Source organism: Hymenobacter setariae (genome assembly GCF_007713685.1).
GTDB lineage: Bacteria > Bacteroidota > Bacteroidia > Cytophagales > Hymenobacteraceae > Hymenobacter > Hymenobacter setariae.
On the sequence record NZ_VMRJ01000002.1, the window covers coordinates 853,390 to 875,318 of the forward strand.

17 protein-coding genes are annotated in these 21,929 nt (G+C 58.9%); 11 read left to right on the top strand and 6 right to left on the bottom strand.

What is annotated here, in order from left to right; all coding sequences use genetic code 11:
• The first annotated feature begins 86 nt into the window (after positions 1-86).
• The 6 genes from FNT36_RS10010 (at position 87) to FNT36_RS10035 (ending at position 8,329) form a co-directional block, all read left to right on the top strand.
• Positions 87-767: a response regulator transcription factor gene (locus tag FNT36_RS10010; protein ID WP_144847023.1), complete on the top strand. Its 681-nt coding sequence runs from the start codon at positions 87-89 to the stop codon at positions 765-767.
• The gene (locus FNT36_RS10015; RefSeq protein WP_144847025.1) at positions 767-2,038 is read left to right on the top strand and encodes a sensor histidine kinase; all 1,272 of its coding nucleotides are present in this window, start codon (positions 767-769) and stop codon (positions 2,036-2,038) included. Before FNT36_RS10010 ends, FNT36_RS10015 begins: the two co-directional genes overlap by 1 nt.
• Positions 2,039-2,215: 177 nt before the next feature.
• On the top strand, positions 2,216-3,553 hold the full coding sequence (locus FNT36_RS10020; RefSeq protein WP_233635818.1) for an MFS transporter: 1,338 nt from the start codon (positions 2,216-2,218) through the stop codon (positions 3,551-3,553).
• A gap of 95 nt (positions 3,554-3,648) precedes the next feature.
• Positions 3,649-5,274 (top strand): phosphoenolpyruvate carboxykinase (ATP), encoded by a 1,626-nt coding sequence (gene pckA / locus FNT36_RS10025; protein WP_144847027.1) that lies wholly within the window; start codon positions 3,649-3,651, stop codon positions 5,272-5,274.
• A gap of 133 nt (positions 5,275-5,407) precedes the next feature.
• Entirely contained in the window at positions 5,408-6,739 is a 1,332-nt protein-coding gene (locus FNT36_RS10030; protein WP_144847029.1) for a dicarboxylate/amino acid:cation symporter, read from the top strand.
• A gap of 132 nt (positions 6,740-6,871) precedes the next feature.
• Positions 6,872-8,329, top strand: a complete 1,458-nt coding sequence (locus FNT36_RS10035; RefSeq protein ID WP_144847031.1) for a hypothetical protein — start codon at positions 6,872-6,874, stop codon at positions 8,327-8,329.
• A gap of 104 nt (positions 8,330-8,433) precedes the next feature.
• Here the strand turns inward: FNT36_RS10035 and FNT36_RS10040 are convergent, their stop codons facing one another.
• Complete coding sequence (locus tag FNT36_RS10040; protein ID WP_144847033.1) at positions 8,434-9,267, bottom strand: oxidoreductase; 834 nt, start codon at positions 9,265-9,267, stop codon at positions 8,434-8,436.
• A 654-nt stretch (positions 9,268-9,921) separates the two neighbouring features.
• On the opposite strand from FNT36_RS10040, the gene FNT36_RS10045 reads away from it, so the two are divergent.
• The gene (locus tag FNT36_RS10045; RefSeq protein ID WP_144847035.1) at positions 9,922-11,121 is read left to right on the top strand and encodes a PA14 domain-containing protein; all 1,200 of its coding nucleotides are present in this window, start codon (positions 9,922-9,924) and stop codon (positions 11,119-11,121) included.
• Between the two features lie 489 nt (positions 11,122-11,610).
• On the opposite strand, the gene hrpB is transcribed toward FNT36_RS10045, so the two are convergent.
• Complete coding sequence (gene hrpB, locus FNT36_RS10050; RefSeq protein ID WP_144847037.1) at positions 11,611-14,262, bottom strand: ATP-dependent helicase HrpB; 2,652 nt, start codon at positions 14,260-14,262, stop codon at positions 11,611-11,613.
• Between the two features lie 127 nt (positions 14,263-14,389).
• Here hrpB and FNT36_RS10055 point away from each other — a divergent pair, with 127 nt between their 5' ends.
• Positions 14,390-14,944, top strand: coding sequence for a GNAT family N-acetyltransferase (locus tag FNT36_RS10055; RefSeq protein WP_144847039.1), 555 nt, complete (start codon positions 14,390-14,392; stop codon positions 14,942-14,944).
• A gap of 231 nt (positions 14,945-15,175) precedes the next feature.
• Here FNT36_RS10055 and FNT36_RS10060 read toward each other — a convergent pair whose 3' ends face one another.
• Positions 15,176-16,291, bottom strand: coding sequence for a catalase family protein (locus tag FNT36_RS10060; RefSeq protein ID WP_144847041.1), 1,116 nt, complete (start codon positions 16,289-16,291; stop codon positions 15,176-15,178).
• Positions 16,292-16,582: 291 nt separating this feature from the next.
• Here FNT36_RS10060 and FNT36_RS10065 point away from each other — a divergent pair, with 291 nt between their 5' ends.
• A complete protein-coding gene (locus FNT36_RS10065) occupies positions 16,583-17,833 on the top strand; it encodes a TPM domain-containing protein (RefSeq protein ID WP_144847043.1) in 1,251 nt (416 codons plus the stop codon).
• 75 nt (positions 17,834-17,908) lie between these two features.
• Here the strand turns inward: FNT36_RS10065 and FNT36_RS10070 are convergent, their stop codons facing one another.
• Positions 17,909-19,030 carry an esterase/lipase family protein gene (locus FNT36_RS10070; protein WP_144847045.1) on the bottom strand — a complete coding sequence of 374 codons (1,122 nt, stop codon included), beginning with the start codon at positions 19,028-19,030 and terminating at the stop codon, positions 17,909-17,911.
• A 137-nt stretch (positions 19,031-19,167) separates the two neighbouring features.
• Here FNT36_RS10070 and FNT36_RS10075 point away from each other — a divergent pair, with 137 nt between their 5' ends.
• Positions 19,168-19,530 (top strand): hypothetical protein, encoded by a 363-nt coding sequence (locus tag FNT36_RS10075; RefSeq protein ID WP_144847047.1) that lies wholly within the window; start codon positions 19,168-19,170, stop codon positions 19,528-19,530.
• A gap of 195 nt (positions 19,531-19,725) precedes the next feature.
• Complete coding sequence (locus FNT36_RS10080; protein WP_233635819.1) at positions 19,726-20,748, top strand: MBL fold metallo-hydrolase; 1,023 nt, start codon at positions 19,726-19,728, stop codon at positions 20,746-20,748.
• 82 nt (positions 20,749-20,830) lie between these two features.
• Here the strand turns inward: FNT36_RS10080 and FNT36_RS10085 are convergent, their stop codons facing one another.
• Complete coding sequence (locus FNT36_RS10085) at positions 20,831-21,463, bottom strand: flavin reductase family protein (protein ID WP_144847049.1); 633 nt, start codon at positions 21,461-21,463, stop codon at positions 20,831-20,833.
• Positions 21,464-21,482: 19 nt separating this feature from the next.
• On the bottom strand, positions 21,483-21,896 hold the full coding sequence (locus FNT36_RS10090; RefSeq protein WP_144847051.1) for a DoxX family protein: 414 nt from the start codon (positions 21,894-21,896) through the stop codon (positions 21,483-21,485).
• Positions 21,897-21,929: the final 33 nt, after the last annotated feature.

Consider the following 21,929-nt stretch of genomic DNA (forward strand, 5'->3'; position numbering starts at 1 on the left):
CTCTAGGCTAGCGCGCAGCTTACTGCCATAGGCGCGGCGGTGGGTTCGGTGTATTTTTGAAGCACTAAGCTTCTGCCCCACCCACCATGAAAATTTTGCTCGTTGAAGACCACGCCGAACTGGCGCGGAGCATTGCCAGCTACCTCGTGCAGGAGCACTACATCTGTGAGGTGGCGAGCACCTTCGACGAGGCGCGTGAAAAGCTGGCGCTGTTTAGCTACGATTGTGTGTTGCTCGATATTATGCTGCCCGATGGCAACGGCATCAACCTGCTCAAGCTACTGCGCAAGGAAGGCGTAGAAAGCAGCGTCGTTATTATCTCAGCCCAAAACGCGCTCGATTTTAAGCTCACTGGTCTCAGCGAAGGGGCCGACGACTACATCACGAAGCCGTTTCCGCTGCCAGAACTGCATGCGCGCATCAAGGCCATTATGCGCCGCCGCAGCCCGCACAAAAACAACATCGTCACGTTTCGCGACATCACCGCCGACCTAGAGTCGCTGGAGTGCCGGGTGGGCGGTAAGCTGCTGAATCTTACCCGCAAGGAAACCAACCTGCTGCTCTATTTCATCAATAATAAGGGCCGGATGCTGACGCGCCAGGCCATTGCGGCGCACCTCTGGGGCGACTACACCGACAACCTAGACAGTGTGGATTTTGTGTATCAACACGTCAAAAACCTGCGCAAGAAAATAACCGACGCGGGTGGCCAAGACTATATCAGCACAGTGTATGGTTTTGGGTATAAGCTAAATGCACCCGAGTAGTGAAGCTTAATTATCGCTACACCATCGCCTACGCGGTTATCACGTTTTTCGTGCTCAGCATCGGGTTTGCTATCGTGTATGCGGCTTTGTCGCGTAGCGTCACGCAGGCTACTATCGGCCGGCTCGAGCACTTGAATGAGGTAGTGGCCACCCGCCTGCTTAGCAGCCGCGACGCTGCTGGCGAGTTCGGACGTCCTAATGTGCGCGTTCAGCTGCTACCCGACACCCTAGGGCGGCCGCGCACGGTGCTAGTGCGCCCAGAGTGGGACCCGGCCCTGCAAGCGCGGGTGGTGGTGGTGCGCCTCACCACTTATCCGCTCGTCGGGCCATCGCGCTACGCCATCACCAGCCGCGCCTCGGTGATTGAGCCGAGTGACGTGTACCTCACGGGCTTGATATTGGTGTTTGCCTGGACGTTCGTATTCCTGCTAGCTCTGGTGGTGATACTGAGTGAGTTGATTTCCTGGCGTATTCTGCGGCCCTTCAATGCCACGCTGCGGGGCATCCAGCAGTTTCAGCTAGGGCAGAAAACGCCCATCGACCTGCCCCCTACTCGCACCGCCGAGTTTGAAGAACTTAATAGCTTTCTGGTGCGCATGACGGCCCGCGCCCAGCGTGACTACCAGGGCCTGCAAGAGTTTTCAGAAAATGCCTCGCACGAGCTCCAAACGCCCATCGCCAGTATCAAGGCCAAAATAGAGCTGCTGATGGATGCGGACGAGCTAGCTGAGAAGCAATTGCGCACACTTGCTGCAATGCACGACGAGCTAGAGCGCCTCGCCAAAATCAACCAGGCCCTCACGCTGCTCGCCAAGCTTGAACACTACGAGTCGCGTCCCAGCGACCTAGCCGACCTCAGCCAGTTGGTGCCGGCCACCGAAGCCGCTTTTGCCGACCTAGCTGAGATGAAGGGCCTCACCACTAGCCAGCACGTGGCGGCTGGAGTGCGCGTGCCTTTCGATGAATCGCTGGCGCAATTGCTGCTTAATAATCTATTTAGCAATGCCATCAGGCACAATGTGCCTGATGGCGAGGTGCGGGTAGAGCTGTCAGCCATAGAGCTGCTGCTAGCCAATACGGGGCTCGCGCCAACGGCCCCGGTTGAGGAGTTATTTGGGCGTTTTAAGAAAGGCAATGCGGCTCTTGATTCTATTGGGATTGGGCTGGCCATTGTTAGGCGCATCGGCGAGTTGTACGGGCACCAGGTCAGCTACGAGTATGCGGAGGGGTGGCACCGCTTGCGCGTGGTTTTTGGGGCGCTAGCGGAGTAGAAGAATTGGGGCGCGTGAAATTTCAAGTAAATCATAAGGTTTATTTGAAATTTCTATAAAATTGGGTTTCTCCTTTGTATCGTCTTCTAGGGTGAGTGAATACTTACTCCGGCAAGACATCCCACTCTCGCCCTTCCCAATTCCCACACTTCGGTGGCTCAACTGCTCTCGCCCGTTTTGCTTGCCCCCTCTGCTAGCGCGAAGCCCGCCCGGCCGGAAAATATTTCCAATCGCCGACTGCGGGCTATTCTAAGCGGTTCGGTGGGTAATCTAGTGGAGTGGTACGATTGGTACGTTTTCTCAGCATTCTCGCTGTACTTCTCGGGCTCCTTTTTTCCCTCTGACGACGCCACCGCGCAGTTGCTGCACACGGCTGGCATCTTCGCCCTAGGGTTCCTGATGCGGCCTATTGGGGGTTGGATGTTTGGGCGCATAGCCGACAAGGTGGGCCGCAAGCAGTCCATGACTTTGTCGGTGCTGCTCATGTCGCTGGGCTCCCTGCTCATTGCCCTTACGCCTACCTATCAAACGGTAGGCCTCGTCGCCCCGGTGATGCTGCTCACGGCCCGGCTGTTGCAGGGCCTGAGCGTAGGCGGTGAGTATGGCGTATCGGCCACGTATTTGGCTGAGATGGCGACGCCGCAGCGCCGGGGCTTCTATTCCAGCTTCTTGTATCTGACCCTTATAGTGGCGCAGTTGCTGGCCCTAGGTATCCAACTGGTGCTGCAAAAGTGGCTGCTCAGCGAGGTACAGTTGCTGGCCTGGGGCTGGCGTATTCCATTTGCCATTGGTGCGGCTTTGTCAGTGGTGGCGCTGCTGCTGCGCAGCAACCTCGACGAAACCAGCGATTTTGAAGCGCAGCGGCACACGCCCGAGGAGCGGCGCGGCAGCTTGCGGGTGCTGCGGCAGCATCCGCGTGCCGTGCTCACGGTGGTGGGGCTCACCATGGGCGGCACGCTGGCGTTTTACACCTTCACGGCCTACATGCCCAAGTTTTTGGTGAATACCACGCACATGAGCAAGTCGGCCGCGGCCAATATCTGCTTTCTGTCTTTGCTGGGGTTTGCGGCCTTGCAACCAGTGTTTGGGGCGCTATCCGACCGCATTGGGCGGCGGCCGCTGCTGCTGTTTTTCGGGGTGTTTGGGGCCTTGGGCACAGTGCCCCTGCTCATGGCGCTCAGCCACACCAGCAGTCCGTGGGCGGCGCTGGGGCTGCTGCTCGTGGCGCTCACCATTGTGAGCGGCTATAGCGGCATCAATGCCGTGGTGAAGGCTGAGCTGTTTCCGGTCGAAATCCGGGCCCTAGGTATCGGGTTGCCGCACGCGCTCACGGTAGCCGTATTTGGTGGCACGGCCGAGTACATCGCCCTGTGGTGCAAGGGCGCGGGCCACGAGGCCTACTTCTACTACTACATCGCAGGCTGCATTGGCATCTCGCTCCTGCTCTTCTTGACGATGGCCGAAACCCGGCCTACCCGGCCTACCCGGCCGCTCGGCCAGGCCGCAAGGCCCTAGGTGATTATCAACTACTTGCTGGATTTGAATCAGATAAGCTTCGCGCTGCTCGCGAGGGCTTCTGTAACTGCATTACCCTTTCCCACCCCACTCGTATGAATACTACCCTCACCGCCAACGCATTGCAACGTCTTCAGCCGCTAGGTATTAGCCAAGCCAGCGAGGTATGTCTGAACCTGCCGCCTGCCGCCTTAGTCGAATCTGCGCTGTGCCGCGGCGAGGCCGTGCTCACCGACACCGGTGCGCTCATGGCCGATACGGGTAAATTTACCGGCCGCTCGCCCAAGGACCGGTTTGTGGTGCGCGACGAAAAGACGGCGAGCAGCGTGTGGTGGGGCGAGGTAAACATCCCCTTCGAAGCGGACAAGTTTGACCAGCTGCACCAGAAAATGGTGGCCTACCTAGCCGACAAGACTCTATATGTGCGCGAAGGCTACGCCGGTGCCAACCCCGACTACCAGCTCAAATTGCGCGTGGTGAATGAGCTGGCCTGGCACAATCTGTTTGCCTATAACCTGTTTCTGCGCCCTGAGGCAGGTGCGGACACTACCTGGGCGGCCGATTTTAGCATTATCTGCGCGCCTGGCTTCGAGGCCGACCCAGCCGTGGATGGCACCCGGCAAGCCAATTTCGCCATACTCAACTTCACTAAGAAACTGATTCTCATTGGGGGCACGGCCTATGCCGGCGAAATGAAAAAGGGTATCTTTGGGGTGCTGAACTACCTGCTGCCCCATGAGCAGGACACGCTGCCCATGCATTGCTCGGCCAACGTGGGTGCCGACGGTGAAACGGCCATTTTCTTCGGCCTCTCGGGTACTGGCAAAACCACGCTGTCGGCCGACCCTAACCGTGGCCTCATTGGTGACGACGAGCACGGCTGGACCCCCGCGGCTGGCATCTTCAACTTCGAGGGCGGCTGCTACGCCAAGGTCATTGACCTAAGCCAGGAGAAGGAGCCCGAAATATGGCAGGCCATCAGGTTTGGCTCCATTGTCGAGAATACGCGCTTTGTGCCCGGCACCCGCACCGTGGACTATGCTAACACGAGCGTCACCGAAAATACCCGTACGGCCTATCCCCTAGGGTACATCGCCAATGCGGTGGAGCCCTCAGTGGGTGCCGCGCCCAAGCACATTTTTTTTCTCACTGCCGATGCGTTTGGCGTGCTGCCCCCCATTAGCAAGCTCGATAAGAGCCACGCCATGTACCACTTCATGAGCGGCTACACGGCCAAGGTAGCCGGCACCGAAATGGATATTACCGAGCCGCAAACCACGTTTTCGGCTTGCTTTGGGCAGGTGTTTCTGCCCTTGCATCCCACTCGCTACGCCGAAATGCTGGGCCAAAAGATGGACGAGCACCCTGAGGTAAGCGTGTGGCTGGTAAACACCGGCTGGACGGGCGGCAGCTATGGCACCGGCTCGCGCATGAAGCTGAGCTACACCCGCGCTATGATTACAGCTGCCCTCACTGGCCAACTCAACGAGGTCGATTTCCACCCGCATCCAGTGTTTGGGGTGCTGGTGCCGGCCGCCGTGCCTGGCGTGCCGACCCACCTGCTCGACCCGCGCCAAACCTGGGCCAATGCCGCCGCCTATGACGCTACGGCCGCCGACCTGGCTCAGAAATTCGTAGACAATTTCCAGAAGTACGCTGACTATGCCAGCGCCGACATCTTAGCTGGCGCGCCAAAGGTTGCTGCCGAGCAGCCCGTCTAGGTCGCTAGCTGCCCTTACTCGGCAATTGTCTTAAGGCTTCTGGCTTGGTAGGGCGTGGTCTTCAAAAAGCTTCACTGGGCCGTGCCTTAGCCTTACTACCGCTACATTCCCACCCTCTTCTCTTTGCTTTAGTATGAAACGCTGGTATTCTAACCTTACCGTGCAGGTGCTCACGGCCATTGCCCTAGGGGTAGTGGTGGGCGCGCTTTTTCCTAAGTTCGGCGCGGCACTCAAGCCAGTGGCCGACACGTTTATCAACCTCATCAAAATGTTGATTGCGCCCATCATTTTCCTGACTGTTGTGCTCGGCATTGCGGGCATGGGCAGCATGAAGAAAGTGGGCCGTGTGGGCGGTAAAGCTCTTCTTTACTTCGAAATAGTGACGACGCTGGCCCTGGCCATCGGCATCGGGGTGGCCAACCTGACCCATCCCGGCGCGGGGGTACAGGCCACCGCCCAGGCTGTGCTACACGACAGCAAGAAAGCTGAAGAAGCCGCTAAATTCACCGAGAAAGCGGGCGAGATGAACTGGGTTGAGTTCTTCACCCACATTGTGCCTAGCAACGTAGTCGAGGCCTTTGCCAAGGGCGACATTTTGCAAGTGCTACTGTTTGCGGTGCTTTTCGGCTTGGCGCTCAATCGTATGGGTCAGGTGGCTCAGCCATTGGTAAAGACTTTTGACCGGTTATCGCACGCCATGTTTGGGGTGCTGGCCATCGTGATGAAGTTGGCCCCGCTGGGCGCGTTTGGCGGCATGGCTTTCACTATTGGCAAGTATGGTATTGCCACGCTGCTGCCGCTAGGCAAGCTTATGCTGGTCGTGTACACGACGATGTTCCTCTTCATCTTCGTAGTGCTCAATCTCATCTTGCGCTACTATAAGTTGCGCCTAGGTCCCTATTTGCGCTTTATAAAAGAAGAAATCCTGCTGGTGCTCGGCACGTCGTCGTCGGAGTCGGCGCTGCCGCGCATGATAGATAAGATGGAGCGCCTAGGGTGCTCGCGTTCGGTGGCCGGGTTGGTTATTCCCACGGGCTATTCCTTTAACCTGGACGGCACTTCTATCTACCTGTCCATCGCGGTTATTTTTCTGGCCCAGGCCTTTAATATTCCGCTTTCCTTCACGCAGCAGCTCACGCTCATTGCTATTCTGATAGTTACGAGCAAGGGCGCGGCGGGCGTCACGGGCTCGGGCTTCATCGTATTGGCTTCTACGCTGGCGGCCACCAAGGTTATTCCGGTCGAGAGCGTAGCGCTGTTGCTGGGCGTCGACCGCTTCATGAGCGAGGCCCGCGCCATTACCAACGTTATCGGCAACGGCGTGGCGACGCTGGTGATTGCCAAGAGCGAGGGCGAGTTTGACGAGGCGCGCTACCAACTGGCCTTGCAAGGCAATTCGGTACCAGATGCGCGTGCCGCCGAGCCGGTGGCCGAGCTGCCGCTCGTGGAAATAGCGCGGCACTAGATTCCTCGCTGGGGTAAGTGTCTCTCACCCCAATAACAACACAATCGGGTACTGTCTTTTTTCGGCCTAGGTCGAAAGCGGGCCGCGCCTTGCTCTTTTTCTTTCATTCCCACCCACTTTACGTTATTGATAATGAGTGCTTTTTACGGCCGCCTGCTTGCCGCGAGCTTATTGCTGCTAGGTGCTACGGCCCAGGCCCAGGTAGTGGTGCCACCTTCTACGGGCAAGGCCCCCGACCCGGCCCCAGTGCAGCTACCCAAGCCCGCACCGGCCCCTACCAAGTCGGCGCCCTACGCGGGCGGCATGAAAATCAACCTCTCGCCCGACGGCTCCAAGTACGTGCGCGTGATGACGGCCCACCAGTTCTGGGCCAAGTACACCGAGAACAACTCTAACACTACTAATGCCACTGAGGAGCTGGCCTACGACCAAGTAGACTTTGGCATCCGGCGCTCGCGGGTGCTGCTGGTAGCCCAGCTCAATCCGCGCTTTCTTATTATTACTCAGCTGGGTATTAATGTGCAAACCACTATTTCGGGCGGTGCGCCCGGCGAGGCGACGGGTCCCGGCAAGAAACCGCTCTTCTTTTTGCACGACGCGCTGGTAGAGTATAAGATTAACAAATACCTCAACTTTGGCGGCGGCCTGCACTACGTCAACGGTATTTCGCGCCAGACTAGCTTCGCGGCCTTTTCGCTGCTCACGCTCGATGTGCCGGGTACGCAGTGGCCCGTCATCGACGCCATCGACCAGACCGGGCGCGGCCTAGGTATGTATGTGCGCGGCCGGGTCAAGAGCTTCGACTACAAGCTGTCGGTCAACGATGCCTTCCGCAGTAACCTCACTAGCACGCCGGCCACCCTTACCACGGGCGTGGCCCAGTTCAACCCGCGTGCCCGCGGCATGGTGTACCAGGGCTATTTTGACTGGGAGTTTCTGGATAAGGAAGCCAACCTCGTGCCCTTTCAGGTGGGCTGCTACCTAGGGGCGCGGCGGGTGCTCAACCTCGGCGCGGGCTTCTTATTCTACAAAGACGGTATGTACACGCGCACCGCGGCTAACCCCGCCACGTTGCCCACCAATGTCTGGACCATCCCTTACGAGAAGCAAAACACTAGCACCATTGCGGCCGACCTCTTCTACGACACGCCCGTGGACACGGCTCAGCAAACGGCCTTCACGCTGTATGCCGCCGCCTATCGCTACAACATGGGGTCCAACTTTGTGCGCTACGGCGGCACCATGAACCCCGGCACCGGCACGGCCACGCTGCGTGGCAACGCCGTGCCCCTGCTCGGCACCGGCACGGCCCAAACCATTCAGACCGGCTTTTTGCTGCCCAAAAAGCTGCTCGGCCCCAAGGTGCGTCTGCAGCCTTATGCCGACTACATCCACGGCCGCTACGAGGGCCTGCGCACGAGCGAGGGCAACATGCGGGATGTCCACGTTTTCGACGGCGGCGTGAACGTGCTGCTCGATGGCCACCAAGCCAAAATCACGCTTAACTACCGCGCCCGCCCCGATTTCACCAATGTCAACAACGTGCAGTACCGGCCCGAGATAACTACGCAGCTTCAAGTGATACTGTAGTAGAACGACCGTGAAGTGGTACCTAGGCGGCTTCGTCTGCACACACAAAACCCCGGCCTGTCAGGCCGGGGTTTTGTGTATTTAAGCAAAGGGAAACCAAGGAGCTAGCTCGGGAAATCGGCACCGTTGCCGATGTGAGCGTATTGCTCTACCTCCTTAGTAATGGTGGCAAACTTATCGAGCGCGCCTTTCACAGCAGCCTTGCCTAGGGGCAGGTGCAGCGGCGGGTTGTCCATGCGCACGAGGTCAAACATGGCTTGCGCGGCGCGCTCGGGGTCGCCGGGCTGCTGCCCGCTGTAGCCCTGGATGTCAGCCATGTTCTTGCCGGCCGTGGGGCGGTAATCTTCAATGGCCGGCTCGGTGAACGTGGCCGAGCGACCTGCCCAGTCGGTGCGGAAGCCACTGGGCTCCACATTAGTCACATGGATACCTAGGGGCGCTACTTGCTGGGCCAGGCTCTCACCGATGCCTTCCAGCGCAAACTTAGAGCCGTTGTAGATGCCCACCCCCGGGAACGCACGCAGCCCGCCGATGCTGGTAATGTTGAGGATATGGCCGCTTTTACGCTCGCGCAGGTGCGGCAGCACCGCCCGCAGCACCCGCAGGGGCCCAAATACATTGATGTCGAACTGCCGCTGCACTTCGGCATCGGGCACTTCCTCGATGGGGCCCATCGAACCGTAGCCGGCATTATTGACTACTACGTCGATGTAACCCAGCGCCGCAATGGCATCAGCCACGGCCTGCTTCACAGCGGCCTCGTCGGCCACATCGGCTACCAAACCCTTGCCATTGGCGCCGGCTTTGACCGAAAACTCATCGGCTTGCTCCTGCTTGCGGAAGGTGGCGGCTACTTTATCGCCCTGGGCCAAGGCCAACTCGGCCAGGTGCTTACCAAAACCGGTACTTACGCCGGTAATAAACCAGTTTTTAGACATACTGCTTAGCTAAAGAAAAGAACGTGGCTAAGACGGATGGCACGCTCAGAATGTTTAGGCGTGCCCAGCGGCCCTAGGTCTCTCACAGAGTCCGGCTTGGTACTAACCGGCCTGTATGCAGAAGAAAAAAGGAGCTGCTACCTGAAAAATAAAAAATGAGTGGTGTAACCCGTATTGCGCACTTAAAGTATAGAGGCGACTTACAGCAAAGTGGGGGTGAGAAATAGCGCTAGCCTAGTGGCAGTCAGTGTATAAAAAGCTATTACTACTGAATTGTAATTGAATTACATCAGGTATCTGCTTAATATGATGTTTTGCTTATATAAGCATTTGCATCTTAAGTGCAGAGCAATAGCTATCTACTTGCAAATTAGATAGCTTACATAACCACGTATTTGTATTTAAATAAAGGCTAAAGCCCAAGCGTAGCGTGGGTAGTGTGCTCGCTAATTGATTTTTTTGAAGTGAAAGAGAAATGAAATATTTATTGAAAACTGTGGTAATTCTGATTATTAATGAATAGCCAGAATTAAAAGCAAAAAATTATTCGTAAAAGAATAGACTTAATTGGATTGAATATTGCTCAGTAAAGAAAGAACTTTGCTTTTTTAAGAAAAACCATTTTTTCTTTCTTACGTCTGAAGGCAATAATCTATGATTCCACTTATCCTCACCATGCTATTTCTCTACATTCTTCGGGGGCGTTCTGGGCCCGTTTGTGGTAATAGTCAATTCCGTAATTGCTTTGCCCTGCTGCTAGGTATTAGCGTGCTGCTGTCATCTGTTGCGCGGGCACAATCGCCGCCAGTAGTAGGCTCGCCGGGTCTGTCGGCCGACTACTACCGAGGCTACTTCTACGACCAGGCCAGCTTCTTTACCACTAACACTCCAGCAATTCGCAACCGCCCGGTAGAGCAGCTAAACTTTGCCGAAGCGGAGGATGACAACTTCTACGTCGGAAACGTAGCGACTTACTACGCGCCCAATCGGCCCGACGAGTTTAGCGCCCGGTTCCAAGGACAGCTATACGTGACTACGACCGGCAGCTACACGTTTTACCTTGGCTCGGATGATGCGGCTTACCTCTGGCTTGATAACAACCCGCAGCCGATAGCTTTCAATAAAGGTGACTCCTTCCCTTATCGGGAAGTGACCAGCACTTGGACGCTTACGGCGGGCTTGCATACGCTGCGGGTCGACTATGGCGAACACGGCGGCAGCCAAGGCTTGGTACTGCAGTACAGCGGCCCCGATATGCCCAAGCAGCTGATACCCAATGGTGTACTTTATAACCAAATGGCGGCGGCCATCCGGCCTACGCTCATGCACTTTGATGCGGTGGCTACCAACCAGCAAGTAGCCCTAAACTGGGAAACTGCTGCTGAAGAAAACTGCACGGGGTTTGTGATTCAGAAGTCGTTAGATGGCAAGGTGTTCACGGACTTGCTGCGTCAGCCTGGTGGGGCCACCACCATGATGGCCCGCAGCTACGATGCCATTGACCCGGTACCGGCCAACGGCTGGAACTACTACCGCTTACAGCAGCTACGAAGCGACCGCCAACCAGTGTATTCGCCCATCAAGGCAGTAGAGATAAAGCCCGTCGAGCTAACGGTTAGCATATACCCGGTGCCAAACAATGGTACATTCTACCTCAATGTGCAGCCAGGCAACGTAGGAACCGCCTTGCTGAAGCTACTGGACATGAGCGGCCGCCAAGTATACCAGCAGGAAGTATCGCTGGCCAACGGCTCGCTGCAAATGATAGAGCCAGGCATGTCAACCGGTATTTATATGCTCAAGCTGACGACAAGCGCAGGCACCTTCAGCCGAAAAATATCCCTAGGCATTTAGCAATTGCCAAGCCCCTAGGTATAGAAAAGCCGCTGCTTCGGACCCGAAGCAGCGGCTTTTTTATGTCTTATAGTAAGAAGTATGCCTGCAGTCGAGCTGCCTCCTCTTAGGTGCTATTAAGTGCGTTTACAGAGAAAGCGAGGCCATCGAGCGACTAATTTACCACAATGGTCGTCAATTGCATGTTCCTACATGATTTGCCCGTAATTTTGCATCAGATAATTTATTCACCGCCCTATCAGCCGTGGCCTCGTGCTAGGTTGAGGTAGTTGCCTGCAAGAGGGTTCGAATAGATTTTCTAGAAACAGGAAAAGGAAAAGTTGGATTGCCCATCTCAGTTTGAGATGGGCAATTTGTTTTTTAGGCTATGTGTCTAGCTGTGAGTGATTTCGCGGAAAATAAAAGGGGGCGTAATAGCCATTGTGAAAATATACTAGGGAGTGAAATTTTGTACTAGCTGTTGAACTCCTTGTGCTAGCACGTCAGATTTTAGGCCGCTCCTAGGCGCTTTTTGGTGAGCTTAGTTGGGATATGGTCCATAGGCTTATCGGGCCATGGATGCTTGGGATACTTGCCTTTCAAGTCTTTACGCACCTCAAAGTAGCCTTTTTCCCAAAATGAGCGCAAGTCGCGCGTTACTTGGGCCGGGCGGCCACCAGGCGAAAGTAAATGCAGCAGCAATGGCACTCGGCCAGCGGCCACCGTCGGAGTCTCGGTGAGTCCGAATAGCTCCTGGAGCTTCACGGCCAAGACTGGGGCGGTGGGGTCACTATAGTCGAGCGAGACCTGCGAGCCACTGGGTACTTCGAGCGCGGCCGGCGCTAAGCGGTCAAGCTCTTGGCGCTGGGCCCAGCCGCCAGGTAGCCGTGCCAGCAGAGGCTCGGTGAGGTCGAGACGCTGCACCTGGTCGAGGCTCTTGAGGCCCGCTAGGTGCGGGCCCAGCCACGTGGCCAAGTCTGTGAGCAAGGCCTCGTCGTCGAAGGCTGGCCATTCTGCGCCGCCCAGTAGCTGGTGCAAGAAAGTAAGGCGCTGCTGTAGCTGCCGAGCGCTGGCCGTCCAGTTAAGCTTGCTTAGGCCGCTTTCCTGCAAATAGCTTAGGAGGGCCTGCGCTACCAGCATCGCGTCGGGCTGGCCAATCACGCTCTCGGCCAGTACTAGCGCCCCTAGGCGGCGTACGCGGCGGCCTACCACGCGTTGCGCGGTGGCATCGTAGCGCACTTCCTCGGTGGTGATGATTTGCTCAGCAAAGCCAGCTTCCAGCTCTTCTAGGTCGAGCGGAGCGGCTAGAGTGGCGCGAGGAGCAGCAGACGTGCCCGCCAAGTACGCCACCGCAAAAAAGCGAGCTTGCGGGTCTACGTCTTCGGTCTTGAGGCTCACGCGCTGGCCCGTGATGAGGCGCAGTCGGTCGGGGGCTTCGCGCTGAGCCAGCCGGTCGGGGTAGGCCAGGGCCGTCAGCAGCCCGACCGGCGACGAGGTGAGACCCTGCGTAGGTGACGCAGAGTGCTTGCTACCCGAGCGCCCCTGCAAGTGGCGCGCCACCTCGCGCACGCGCTGCAAGGTGGCGTGGTGCAGCGCTAGCCCCACTAGGGGCGGCCGGCTGCTGGCTAGCGCCTCTAGGCGCAGGCGCAGGTCGGGTGGCAGGGGGCGCGGGTCGTGGGGCGTGGCCCAGCGCAGGAGGTCACGCTCGGCGAGCAAGGCAGCCAGGGCCGCAGCGGCGGGGCCGTGCCCTAGGTCGGTGCCGCGCACCACTAGGTGACCTAGGCGCGGCGGCAGGCCTAGTTTAGCAAGCTGTCGGCCGTGGGGCGTAGGCTGAGTAATTTGAGTAAAGGGTAATGAGTATAATGCCGCCTTATCATTCTGGGCAAGAATGGGCTCACGACGTCCATTAGTCATTGCTCCTAGGCGCACCAGCAGCTCGCGGGCCTGGGCCACAGCGGCCACAGGTGGCACATCGAGCCAGCGCAAGCTGCTAGGGTCGTGGGTGCCCCACAAAGCCAGCTCTAGCACAAGGCCGCTGAGGTCGGCTGTCTGAATCTCGGGCGGGCGGTGGGCGGGCAACTGATAGTGCTCGGCCTCAGTCCAGAGGCGGTAGCAGGTGCCGGGCGCGAGGCGGCCGGCGCGGCCCCGGCGCTGGTCGGCCGCGGCCTGAGCTACGGGCACTGTTTCGAGGGTGGTGAAGCCCGTGCGCGGCACAAAGCGCGGCACGCGGGCAAAGCCGCCATCAATCACTACTCGCACGCCCTCGATGGTCAGGCTGGTTTCGGCGATGCTAGTAGCCAAAATAACCTTGCGCCTACCTGCTGCCGCGGGGCGCAGAGCGGCCTGTTGGGCTTCGAGGGGCAGCTCACCGTGCAGCAAGTGCAGGTCAGTGGTGGGTAGTAGGCTGTCGCCGAGTTTTTTCTCGATGCGCTGCAAGTCGGCTACGCCAGGCAGAAACACCAGCACGTCGCCCTCGTGGGCGGCCAGGGCCGCGCGCACCTGCCCCGGCACTAGCTCGGCCAGGCGCTCGCTGGGCTTGGGCGGCAGGGCGGCGGCTCGGCGCGGGTCGAGGTAATGCGTTTCGATAGGAAATAAAAACCCCGCCGACGATACCACGGGCGCCGGCAGCCACTGGCCCAGCCGCTGCGCTTCCAAGGTGGCCGACATGAGCAAGATGCGTAGCTCGGGCCGCAGCACGGCCTGCGCATCGAGGGCTAGCGCCAGGCCTAGGTCGGCATTGAGGCTGCGCTCGTGAAACTCGTCGAAGACCACGCAGGCCACATCTTCCAGCGCGGGGTCGTCTTGCAGCATGCGGGTAAGGATGCCTTCGGTGATGACTTCCACCCGCGTATCGACCGATACCTGGCTGTCGAGGCGCACGCGGTAGCCTACCGTGCGGCCCACGGGCTCGCCGAGCAGCTGGGCCAGGCGGGCCGCCGCGGCACGGGCTGCCAGCTGGCGCGGCTCCAGCACCAGGATTTTTTGATTAGGCGCGCGCCACTCGGCGGCCAGCAGCTCTAGGGGCACCACGGTGGTTTTGCCGGCGCCCGGCGGCGCCTCGAGCACCACGCGGGGCTGCGTAGCTAGAGCCTCGCGCAATGCGGGCAGCGCCGCTACTATGGGCAGGTCGGGCAGGGGCGGAAGGCGAAATGAGTGCGGCATCAAGCCAAAATTACGCCTTGCGCTCGCCCGCAGTTTTTGTGTGCGGGCCCGCCCACCCACCTTGGCGCAGCAACAATTACGGGCACTAGGTGTCTTCCTTGGGTAACGCAGGCCGTATATAGCAGCTATGATTCCACTGATTGTCCAGACCCCACGTCTTATTATCCTAGCGGCCAGCCGAGCGCTGCTCACTGCCGAGCTGCACAAGCCCCAGTATTTCCCAGTTTTACTAGGGGCCGCCTTGCCCACCGACTGGCCGCCCGGCGACTATGACCGCGAGGCCATGCAGTATTTTTTAGAGAAGCTGACGGCGGGCGGCCGCGAAGCCGCAGGCTGGTACGGCTGGTATGCACTGCGCAAAGCCGAAGGAGACACGCCGCGCACGCTCATTGGTACCGGCGGCTTTATGGGGCCGCCCGATGCAGCGGGCACGGCCGAAATAGGCTACTCCATCGCCGCCGATTGGCGGGGGCAGGGCCTAGCTACCGAACTGGTGGGCGGGCTGGTGCAGCAGGCAGCCGCCACCGGCCAGGTGCGCCGGCTAGTGGCCCATGCCCGCACCGACAACCCTGCTTCGCAGCAAGTGCTAGTGCGCAATGGCTTTGCCCTGGTGGGCCCTGCCCAAGAGGGCCACGTGCGCTTCGAGCGAGTAGTTGAGCCTGCCCCCACACTGCAGGGCTAAAAGAGGCCCTATGCAAAAGAGCCCGGCTACGTGCGTAGCCGGGCTCTTTTGCTAGATAGCAGACAGGTTATTTCTTCTGAGTGGTCGTCTTCTTGCCGTCGGGCTTGCTGCGCTCGTCCACCTCGTTTTTCTTTTCTTTTTTCTTGGTTTCCGGGTCGGTATGGTTGGGCGTCTTCATGGTCTATTGGCTAAAGGATATACTGTGAATACGAGACTGAGGCTCAAGGGTTTTTAGTCGGGCAACTGGCTAATGTCGGTAGGCTCTACTTTGGCCGTGGCGTTCATCATGTGGCGATACTTGGTTGAGGAAGCGTAGGCTTTGATGCGCACCCGGTTGATGCTACCTAGGGGCAAGTGCTCGGGCAGGCAATGGAAGGGGTTAAAAGACAATACATCATCGGCATACACGCGGCGAGCAGGGCTGAAGGCGTCCTGCGCTGGCAGCACGATTTTGCCCAGCGTCTGGTAGGGGCTCTGGTCCTGGGGCCAGTCGATGGAGGCATCTTCGACGGGCATGGTTTTCAGGTCGGTGCAGAGCTGAGCACGCAACTCGTATTCGGCGCCTTGGGTGCGGAAAAAATCAACTACTAGGTCGCGGTACGCGCCTGGCTCACTCACGTCCACCTCTTTGCCCGCCAGCGCCTTAAGGTTTTCTGACAAGGGGGCTACACTTACTTTGGCCACATAGTCGCCGTAGCGGATGGCGCCAAGTGTGGTGTAGGTTTCGCCCAGCATATGGTTGTTGGGATGCGCCTGCACTACCATATTCACTTCCTTCTTAGGCCCGCCTACATCTTCCAATACCTCCAAGGCCTTATCGGCTAGCACGCCCACCTTGTTGATAGCGGTTTGCAGCAATTCGGGACCGTGGGCTAGCTTTTCAATGCGCAGCTGCATATCGTGGTAGCTTTTCACATCACCAGTTGGAATGATGGTATCATTTACCATCAAAAAGTCCTGGGTGATGGCATCTGCTTCCTCAGGTAAAAACTTCTTGCCTTCTACTCCAATGATTTTCAGCGCAAAGCCTTTCACCGCTGGTTGGCTATCAGGCTGAATGGCTCCCGGCGATGTCGATAAGCGGATGATAACCGGGTAGGTTTTGGCCTCTTTAAACATGCCTTGTGCCAAGTGCTCGGGCAGATTGGGCGCCACGTGTAGCTCGCCGCGCAAGATGCCGTGGCTTTTGGCGTGGGCATCGCGGATGGCGTGGCGGTTTTTCTCAAACATAAGGCGGGCCACTCGCGCCATCGAGGCCACGGTTTCGTCGCCTAGCTGGTCTTCATTAGGTTGAATTTCTTCGACGCCGTCGGCGAAGCGAACGTAGGTAGTGGGCGTGGTGGGCATAAGGAATGGGAAAAGCAGCGACCGCCCCATTGGTGAGTGCGGCGATAGTAATACGGATGAGGTTGCACGTTGGTTAATAGGCTTTAATCAGTTAGCATTTAAGGAGTAATAAGTAATACACCCGAGAAACGCCGCAAACTGTGACCTTAGGTGATGGCGGGCTGCCCGAAGACCCTAGGAGTGACAAGGTTGCTTAGGCTGACAGCTGAGTGTACCTAAAAGCCAGCCCTCGGCAGGTAACTGCCGTACAAGGAAAGTGAAACTTTTCCATTCTTTCAGCACACTTTCGCCATGTCTCGATTTTTCAGTTTTCTACTGCTCGTGCTAGCGGTTGGGCTTGGGCGCCCGGCCGCGGCCGCCGACGGCATTCCGGCCCGGCCCGAGCCCTTTACTTTCGTTACAGACCAAGCTAACTTGCTATCGGCAGCCGATGCTAAAAAGCTTGAGAGCGGCCTGCGCAAGTACGCTGACAACACCGGCACGCAGGTGGTGGTGGTGACGGTGCCCTCGCTAGGTGGCACCAACGTGGCCGACTATGCCCGCCAACTAGGCACCGCCTGGGGCGTAGGCCAGCGCGATAAGAACAACGGCATTGTGGTGCTGCTATCGGGCAAGGAGCATAAAATGAGCATTGAAGCCGGCTCCGGCTTGCGCAACGCCATTACGCCCGAGCTGACTCAGCGCGTGATGAACCAGGATATGGCCCCGGCCTTTAAGCAAGGCAACTACTTTGCCGGGCTGCGCAAGGGCCTAAGTGCCTTGATGCTAGCGGCCAACCCTAGCTCGAATCCGCGTAAAGGTGATGCAGCGGCTACTTCTGCTGGCGCTGCGGCAGCTGCAGATGCCACTACTACCCCCAACGCCATGAATACCGCTAGCACCGAGCCAGCGGCTACCACCCCTTCGTACCCCGAGGCTACTCCAGAGCCGACCTCTTCGGGCGGCGGGCTGGGCATTGGCTCGCTACTGATTGGGGCGCTCGTGATTGGTGGGGGTATCTGGCTGGTGAAGCGCTTGTTTAGCCGAAACAGCAACAATACGGCGGCACAGTCGTCGACGCCTAACTTCCGGGGCAACGGCCCGGCAGCTGGCAACCAAACGCCCAATTTTATGGGCAACCAGGGCTATCCGCAGGGCGGTAATTATGGAGGCGGCTACGGTGGCCAGGCGCCCAGCTCGGGCCCGGGCATTGGTGGCATGCTGGCCACTGGGGCCGCCGCGGCCGCTGGCGCCTACCTAGGCAACCGCATGTCCGAAGGTCATGATAACTCCGGCAACGCCGCGCACAACTTCGACACGGGTTCTGCTGGCGCGGGCCTTGGTGGAGCTGGTGCCGTGCCACCTGCCAATGCGGCTAGCGACTACTTCGGCACCAGCAACAGCGGCACCGATGCTGGCCCCGACTACTTCTCAGATACCGATAGCTCGGACAATTCGGGCGACTATTTCTCCGGCGATAGCGGGTCGTATGATGATATGTCATCAGGCGATACTGGCGGCGGGGGCTTTGATAGCACCGACGACAACCAGGGCTCGTGGTAAGTAACCACCCTAGGTAGCATTAAAAAGGCTCGTTTGCACCAAGCAAACGAGCCTTTTTTTATATTAGGGGGAAAGCTATACCCACTGGCGCAAGTAGTAATACACTTCGGGGTGGCGCAAAAGTCCCCCGTGGTGCTGCTGCCCAAAGCGCGCCGTGCGCACACTAGTGCCGGGCGGCAGGGCAGTTTCATCGCCAAAGAGCTGACCCTGGCCGCTGGCTGCGCCCACTAGGCCATCGCCAAAGTAATCGCGCACGGCGCGGGGCAAATTGGCGCGCAGCCAGGCGCCCACCAGCACGTGGTAGCGCACGCCAGGTAGCAAGGGCACTACTGTGCGCGGGCGGGGTAGGGCGGGGTCATCGGGCTGCTGCCAGTCTTCATCCACCAGTAAAGCCTGCCCTAGGTCCTTAATGCCATTGGAGCGGCGGGCTATGGCATTGCTCACAAAGCGCGTCGGCAAAAGATTGATGCGCTTAAGCAGACGCTCTACTAGCTGGCCGTTTTGCTCTAAGTACGAGCCATCGTGCGGCACCCCCAGCAAGAAAATAGAGCGCACGTGCGCTAGCCAAGAAGGAGTAGTTGGCAGCGGCACCTCAGTTGATTTAGCCTTTCTGGCGCCGGCTTTGGTTCGTATTTCCTGCGACTTGCTCGCGTAGTACCCCGCCGAGCGAATGACGAGCCCACCCATGCTGTGGCCCACTAGCACTAGCTCGCCTAGGGCCTCGGGGTAGGTGTGGTGTAGGTCAGCGAGCAACTGGTGCAAGCCGCGGCCATTTTCGGAGATGTGCAGGCCCGTGTTGTAGCGCACGTAGAGCACCCGCACGCCAGCCTCGGCCGCTAGGCGCGGGCCGTAGCGCAGTGGGCCGCCCGGCTCCTCGGCCAAGCCAGATTGCCAAATAAGCTCGTCGCCCATGAGCCCGTGCACGAACACCACCGTTTTTTGGTGCGGCTCGCTCAGGCCCAGGTCAGCTACCGCCACGTCGCGACCGCCCCGCCGAAAGCTCAGGGCAATGGCGCGTGGGTCGTGGCGCGCGGCTAGCTGGTCGCCAAGTGCCCCATTGAGCACGGGCAGAAAAAAATGCTGGTGCGCCCGCCCCGACTGGAACACTAGCGCCGCGCCGCGCACCGGTAGCAGGGCCGCCTGCGTGAGGGTACCTAGGGCCCGACGCAGCGGAGAAGGCGAGAAAAAGGCGGCCATAGTTAAGCAGCAGGAAGAATGGACAAACGAAAGCGCAGGCAAAGCCAACCCAGCAGCAACAAAAATCCGGCGGCCTCGTCCAAGTCTATACGCAGTCGGGCTGCATCTTTGCACCAACAACTCCTTTTATTTTTTGTATGAACTTCTCTTTTCGCCCCGCCCTGGCGCTGTTGCTAGGTGCTTCGGCCGCGCTGCTCACGGCCTGCGACTACAAATACAGCCCCGGCGTGAACACGCAGTTTGAGCACGGCTTCAACGGCACGCCTACTTTCACCAATGCCGACGTAAACCGCGATAGCGTCAACTATGTGCAGAATGTGCGTACCCCCATCGGCAAAGGCTCGGCATCTGATTTGAAAACGGCCAGCCCCGAAGAGCAGCAGCAGTCGGCCCCGGCCGGCAAGAGCAGCGCCTCGCCTCAGTCGGCCAATGGCCAGCTCGGTACCACTGACCAAGCGAAGCCCACCAGCAACGCCACTGCCCCCGACGGCAACCAATAATATTTTTAGCGACGCCTTAACGCCCCCTGCCAGCCTGGCGGGGGGCGTTTTACGTATGTCGGCAATATAGCCAAACGGCGGTAGCAGCCTCGTCACTAGGTGGCAAAACAAAGCCCTAGGGGGCCGCTGGCCGTAGGCTACGTATCTGCTGCGGCTACTGGCCCAGGCAATTTATGTTTCACACCCTTGCTGTCTATGCTTTCCAATGATGCTTCGCGGGCCACTACACCCGCCTTCATGCCAGTGGTGCCCGGCCTGCACGCGCTGCGCGACGTATTTGTCAACCTCTACTACGCGGCCGCCGTACCTGAGCAGCCGCACGGCCCCTGGGTGCTCATCGATGCGGGCCTGCCCGGCTCGGCCGATAAAATTAAGGCGCACGCCGAAGAGGCATTTGGCCCTGCTAACGCGCCCAGTGCTATCGTAATGACGCACGCGCACTTCGACCATGCTGGCAGCCTCGACGAGCTGCTGAAGCTCTGGCCCGATGTGCCCGTGTATGCTCACCCCCTAGAGCTGCCCTACCTCACGGGCCGCTCGGGCTACCCGCCACCCGACCCTACCGTGGGTGGGGGCCTCATGGCCTATATGTCATTTGTGTACCCGAAGCACCCCTACGACCTAGGCGACCGCGTGCACCCACTGCCCGAAGACGGCAGCGTGCCCGGCCTACCTGGCTGGCGCTGGCTACACACGCCCGGCCACACGCCGGGCCATGTGTCGTTTTTCCGTGAGGAAGGGCGGGTGCTGGTAGCGGGCGACGCCTTCACTACGGTGAAGGGTGAGTCGGCCATTGCCACCATCACGCAGCACCAGGAAGTGCACGGCCCACCCGCCTACTTCACCCCCGATTGGAATTCGGCTCGCGTGTCAGTAGCGCAGCTCGTAAGCCTCGTGCCCGAGGTAGGGGCTACCGGCCACGGCATCCCGATGTATGGCGAGCTGCTGCGCGAACAACTCGCGCACTTAGCAGTGTATTTCAATAGCATAGCGCGGCCCAAAATAGGACGTTATGTGCACCAGCCCGCCGTGGCCGATGCCGACGGCGTGCGCGCTGTGCCGCCGCCCCTGGTAAGCCCCCTCATCAAGACCCTAGCCATAGCGGGCACCGTGCTAGCGGCCGTAGGTTTGCTGCTGGCCAGCAAAAAGCGTCGTAAAGAGCCTTACCGCGCTTGGTACCGCGACCGGCCAGCCCGCCCACGTGCGTATCGCCCCTAGCCCGGTGGGCTTTGGGTTGAATTAATATTTAGCCTCAAACACAAAGGGAGCTAAACCCGTAGAGGTTTAGCTCCTTTTGTAGCTATTCAGCCTTCGGGAACTGGCCCGGCCGGGCGTAGCCGAAGCGCTGCGGCGGCAATACTTCGTGGTAGCCATCGAGCCCCGAAATGGCGGTTTCACCTAGCGTCACTAAGTCAAGCGTGCCATCGGGGCGCAGGCCCTCTTCGCGCAAATACACATGCTCGACAGTGCCCACCAGCAGCACGGTGCCGTTGAAAATAGGATGCTCCTCGCGCAGCCGCAGCCCAATGCTGAGGGGGCTTTCGGCCACGTAGGGCGCCGGAAAGCCGTCGCGGTGCACGGCAGTAAAGCCACATTCCTCAAACTCCGATACCTTATCGTCGAAATTGGCTGAGGTGTAATGCGCCTGGGCCACTAAGCTAAGTGGCACGTGGTTGAGTGTAAAGCAGCCGTCGTTATCCTTAATATTTTGGTAAGTGTGGCGGGGCACGGTGTTGGGCCGCGTTACCATGCCCAGCACGGCCGGGTCGGACCCTAGGTGCAGCACCGAGCTGAAAATAGCAAGGTTAGTTTGGCCATCGGGCGAGGCCGTGCCCACCAGGTTGGCAGGCTTGAAGCCGGGCAACCCATTGACGAGGTTGAGGCGATAGATTTTCTCGAAGGCCGAAATGTCGGCGGCGGTGATGTGGCGCATGAGTAGGAGAGAGGTCGCCCTAGGTAGTAGGCGTAGGAGTAACTGCGTCGAGGCACAAGCGGTTGCGTTGCAAGTGCAGCACCAGCGTAATGATATAGAGCCCGTACACGAGTTGGTCGCCCACGAGCGTCCACTTTTCGAGTAGGCTGCTGCCAAATACGAGGCTCATTATTACGAGCATGGCAACTATCAGCGCCGGCCGCGTGAACAGGCCCACCAGTAGCAGCGCCCCAATGGCGCCTTCCACAAATGGCAGCGCAGTGGCGAACAAACTCACTAGGACCGGTGGCAGTGGAGCCGCGGCAAATTCCTTTTCGATGCCCGCCCGAAACACGGCCAGCTTAGGGATGCGCACGAGGCCATGCATCAGAAAATTGAGACCTAGAAGTAGGCGTCCCAGCACAAAGGCAAGCTCGAAGTTGTTGAGTTTCATACAAAAAGAAAGCGGCGAACCTACTGATTCGCC

Excerpts from the sequence above, each read along its gene's own strand:
- FNT36_RS10010 (WP_144847023.1), top strand. The coding sequence starts at position 87 with ATGAAAATTTTGCTCGTTGAAGACCACGCCGAACTGGCGCGGAGCATT.
- pckA (WP_144847027.1), top strand. The coding sequence starts at position 3,649 with ATGAATACTACCCTCACCGCCAACGCATTGCAACGTCTTCAGCCGCTA.
- FNT36_RS10030 (WP_144847029.1), top strand. The coding sequence starts at position 5,408 with ATGAAACGCTGGTATTCTAACCTTACCGTGCAGGTGCTCACGGCCATT.
- FNT36_RS10035 (WP_144847031.1), top strand. The coding sequence starts at position 6,872 with ATGAGTGCTTTTTACGGCCGCCTGCTTGCCGCGAGCTTATTGCTGCTA.
- FNT36_RS10040 (WP_144847033.1), bottom strand. The coding sequence starts at position 9,267 with ATGTCTAAAAACTGGTTTATTACCGGCGTAAGTACCGGTTTTGGTAAG.
- FNT36_RS10045 (WP_144847035.1), top strand. The coding sequence starts at position 9,922 with ATGATTCCACTTATCCTCACCATGCTATTTCTCTACATTCTTCGGGGG.
- hrpB (WP_144847037.1), bottom strand. The coding sequence starts at position 14,262 with ATGCCGCACTCATTTCGCCTTCCGCCCCTGCCCGACCTGCCCATAGTA.
- FNT36_RS10055 (WP_144847039.1), top strand. The coding sequence starts at position 14,390 with ATGATTCCACTGATTGTCCAGACCCCACGTCTTATTATCCTAGCGGCC.
- FNT36_RS10060 (WP_144847041.1), bottom strand. The coding sequence starts at position 16,291 with ATGCCCACCACGCCCACTACCTACGTTCGCTTCGCCGACGGCGTCGAA.
- FNT36_RS10065 (WP_144847043.1), top strand. The coding sequence starts at position 16,583 with ATGTCTCGATTTTTCAGTTTTCTACTGCTCGTGCTAGCGGTTGGGCTT.
- FNT36_RS10070 (WP_144847045.1), bottom strand. The coding sequence starts at position 19,030 with ATGGCCGCCTTTTTCTCGCCTTCTCCGCTGCGTCGGGCCCTAGGTACC.
- FNT36_RS10075 (WP_144847047.1), top strand. The coding sequence starts at position 19,168 with ATGAACTTCTCTTTTCGCCCCGCCCTGGCGCTGTTGCTAGGTGCTTCG.
- FNT36_RS10080 (WP_233635819.1), top strand. The coding sequence starts at position 19,726 with ATGCTTTCCAATGATGCTTCGCGGGCCACTACACCCGCCTTCATGCCA.
- FNT36_RS10085 (WP_144847049.1), bottom strand. The coding sequence starts at position 21,463 with ATGCGCCACATCACCGCCGCCGACATTTCGGCCTTCGAGAAAATCTAT.
- FNT36_RS10090 (WP_144847051.1), bottom strand. The coding sequence starts at position 21,896 with ATGAAACTCAACAACTTCGAGCTTGCCTTTGTGCTGGGACGCCTACTT.